Annotated in this window: 3 protein-coding genes; all 3 read right to left on the bottom strand. The window is 60.0% G+C overall.

Annotation, left to right across the window (positions count from 1 at the left end):
- Positions 1 to 656: GAF domain-containing protein (locus ACH2EH_RS21850; RefSeq protein WP_395145066.1), on the bottom strand; the 656-nt coding region annotated here is incomplete at its 3' end.
- A gap of 163 nt (positions 657 to 819) precedes the next feature.
- A complete protein-coding gene (locus ACH2EH_RS21845; RefSeq protein WP_395145064.1) occupies positions 820 to 2,763 on the bottom strand; it encodes a cation acetate symporter in 1,944 nt (647 codons plus the stop codon).
- Positions 2,760 to 3,041, bottom strand: a 282-nt coding sequence (locus ACH2EH_RS21840) for a DUF485 domain-containing protein (protein ID WP_395145062.1), incomplete at its 5' end; no start/stop codon positions are given. The genes ACH2EH_RS21845 and ACH2EH_RS21840, both read right to left, overlap by 4 nt.

Raw genomic sequence — 3,041 nt, 5'->3', positions numbered from 1 at the left:
CGTTGGTAGCGTGTCACGGTGCAGGCAAAGCGCCCCCCTGTCGTCACTAAGTTAAGATACGCCGCGACCAGCTCACGGGTCGTGAGTGCAGTCCCGATTCGCGTGCTGGTGGCATAGAGCAGTTCCATCTCCTCCAGCGCAGTCTCAGCCGCGGCATAGAGGCGGGCGTTCTCAATCGCAATGGCAGCATGGCGTGCAAAGAGTGTCAGGGTCTCGACATCGTGCTGATTAAACTGGCGGCTCTGGCGCGTGGCATCCGTGCCAATCCCAAAGAAACCGATCAGCTTCTCTCGCCACCAGATCGGAATGCCAATCACGGCGTTGGCCGCAAGCGCGGGCTGTGTCAGACTGCCAATCTCTCCATAGTGCGCCAAGACCAGCGGCTCCCCACACTCCAGCACGCGCCCCGCCAGCCCGACCCCGCGCGGCATCTCGGCCCCCAGCTCGCTCTCGGGCATGCACCAGATCGCCTCGGTGCGCACGAGATCCCGGCGCTCGTCCACCAGCCCAATGGTTCCGTTATCCGCCCCGATCAGCTCGCAGGCATGGCGCACGATCCGAGTTAGCAGCGGGCGCAGGTGCAGCTCACTGCTAATAGACTCGATCACGGCACGCAAAACCTCTTGCTGCCGCAGGAGCGCCTCGACGGTTTCCATGGTGTGTCATTTCCGAGGGATGGACATCCTCTCGCTAAGGGCTTCGCCGGTGACCCTCCGGGTCAAGAAACCGAATATCCGCACTCGGAGAGTGCCCGGCGAAGCCCTTAGCGAGAGCAACTTGTTGCCTCGTCTTCGTTTTGCCTCGTCTTCGTTCCCTTTGTTAGTGCCCACTCCCCGCCTCCTCGATATAATCGCGGCTGTGGCCCAGTTCCTCAGGGGCGTGCAGGCGCAGCATCTTTGCGTCGGCATCCTCCGGAATTTGACTCGCGGTCAGCTTGGAGACGACAAACATAATAATAAGCGCCAGTGGGACACCCCAGATTGCGGGCTGCTCACAGAGGCTCTTGGTCAAGGGATCGTCAATGGTGATGATCTTCTTGTCCGAGAGCATGAAGGCAATAATGGCAAAGAGCGAGAGCAGGCCGCCCCCGAGCATCCCCGCCGCCGCCCCTGGCATCGTCAGCCCGCGCCACCACGCCCCGAGGAGAAGAAGCGGGAAGTAGCTCGCCGCCGCAATGGCGAAAGCCCAGCCCACCAGCATCGCGATATCGAAGCTCTCCACCAGTAAGCCCAGTGCCATTGCGACCGCCCCAAAGATCACGGCGGCAATCTTGAACATCCGAATGCGCTCCTGAGGAGTCGCTTTGGGTTTCAGGATCTTGCCGTAGATATCATGGGCTAGTGCGCCACTCATCGAGACGAGCAGGCCGCTAAACGTCGACATAAACGCCGCAAACGCCCCGGCGCTGGTAATGCCCGAGAGCACATCGCCCCAGATGCCACCAATCGCCCGGGGAAGCGCGATCACCACCGAGTCGGTTTTATTGTTTGCGTAGAGCGAGGGCAGATCCGCACGGCCCAGCGCCCCCCAGATCGGGGTGAAGGCGTAGAACGCACCGATCAGTACCATCACCCAGAAGGTCGTGGCTTTGGCGCTGCGGCCATCGGGGTTGGTGTAGAAGCGCACGAGAATATGGGGCAACCCCGCCGTGCCACAGATCAGCGCGATAATCAGCGAGTAGGTGTAGAGCACCGGAAAGCCGTGCTTGCTGGTGAGTGTTCCGTAGGGCGAGCCCCACTTGGCATTGTTCTGCGCGTTGGGCACAAAGCTCCCCGAGGAAATAATCGCCTCCGTGGGCTTGGCAAACTCCAGCTTCGGCGCAGTGCGCACCACCTTGCCGTCTTTGAGAACCGGCTGACCGTCTTTGGTGACCAGCATCGGGAGGATCGTGAGCGTCGTGCCCGCCGCGATCACGCCCTCAGGCTTAGGCGAAATGGCGAGGCTTGCATCGAGCTTATCCTCGTCCGGCTCGGCCTTTCGCACCGTGCTGATCTTATCAATCTCGGTGTCTTTGGTAAACGTGATGACTGTCTCGGAAACAGCCGAGAAGCTCACCGCGTTGGTGGGAGCTTTATCTTTACCGGCGAACTTCAGAGTCGTGTCTTTGGAGAGCTTCGGAATGCCTTTTGGCTCGCCCGTGAAGGTTCCCAGCTTCTGGCTGTAGCCGCCATAGACCGTCATGAGCACGAAGACGGGCACGGAGATGGCGAAGAGCTTGACCCAGTACTGGAACGCCTGGACAAACGTAATGCCCTTCATCCCCCCGAGCGCCACGTTGAAAGTAATCACGGAGCCTACCACTGCAATCCCGACCCAGTACGGCCACCCCATAATAGTCTGCATGGTGACGCCCGCCCCCTTCATCTGGGGCATGGTGTAGAAGAAGCCAATAAAGAGCACAAAGCTTACCGCGATCTTGCGAAAGAGCGGTGAGTCGAAGCGGCCCTCAGCAAAGTCCGGGATCGTGTAGGCCCCGAAGCGGCGCAGCGGACCGGCGATAAAGAGCAGAAGCAGTAAATATCCCGCCGCGTAGCCCACCGGGTACCAGAGCGCATCGTAACCGTTCTTGAGCACCAGGCCCGCAACTCCCATAAAGCTCGCCGCGCTCAGATACTCACCAGAGATCGCCGACGCGTTCATCCCGACCGATACTTTTCGCCCCGCCACGAAAAAATCCGATGCGGACTGGGAGCGTTTGGTGGCAATGATGCCCAGAACGACCGTGGCGACGGTCACCAGGATCACAAAGAGTAAAGGGATCATTGGCTCACTCCCGTATGCTCGCGAATAATTGTCTCCTCAAGTGCATTGGAGCGCTTGATAAAATACGCCGAGAGCCCCCAGGTAATCGGGTAAAAGAGGACACCGAGAATCAGCCACGTCAGCGAGAAGCCCCCCACATTGGTTGCTGCCAGCGCGGGTGCGTAGAGATTGACCAGCGGCAGAACAAAGATAATCCCCAGAAAGACCGCCGCCACCCGCAGGCTCAGCCCTGCCTGGCGGCGCATCACCGAGCGCAACAATTCCTTGTCGTTCATGCC

The sequence above is a fragment of the Armatimonas sp. genome (assembly GCF_043760365.1).
GTDB lineage: Bacteria > Armatimonadota > Armatimonadia > Armatimonadales > Armatimonadaceae > Armatimonas.
The sequence above is the reverse complement of the archived record's forward strand: the minus strand, read 5'-3'. Positions and strand labels throughout refer to the sequence as shown.

Bases quoted from the DNA above. Each gene is read 5' to 3' on its own strand.
- ACH2EH_RS21845 (WP_395145064.1), bottom strand. From the start codon at position 2,763: ATGATCCCTTTACTCTTTGTGATCCTGGTGACCGTCGCCACGGTCGTT.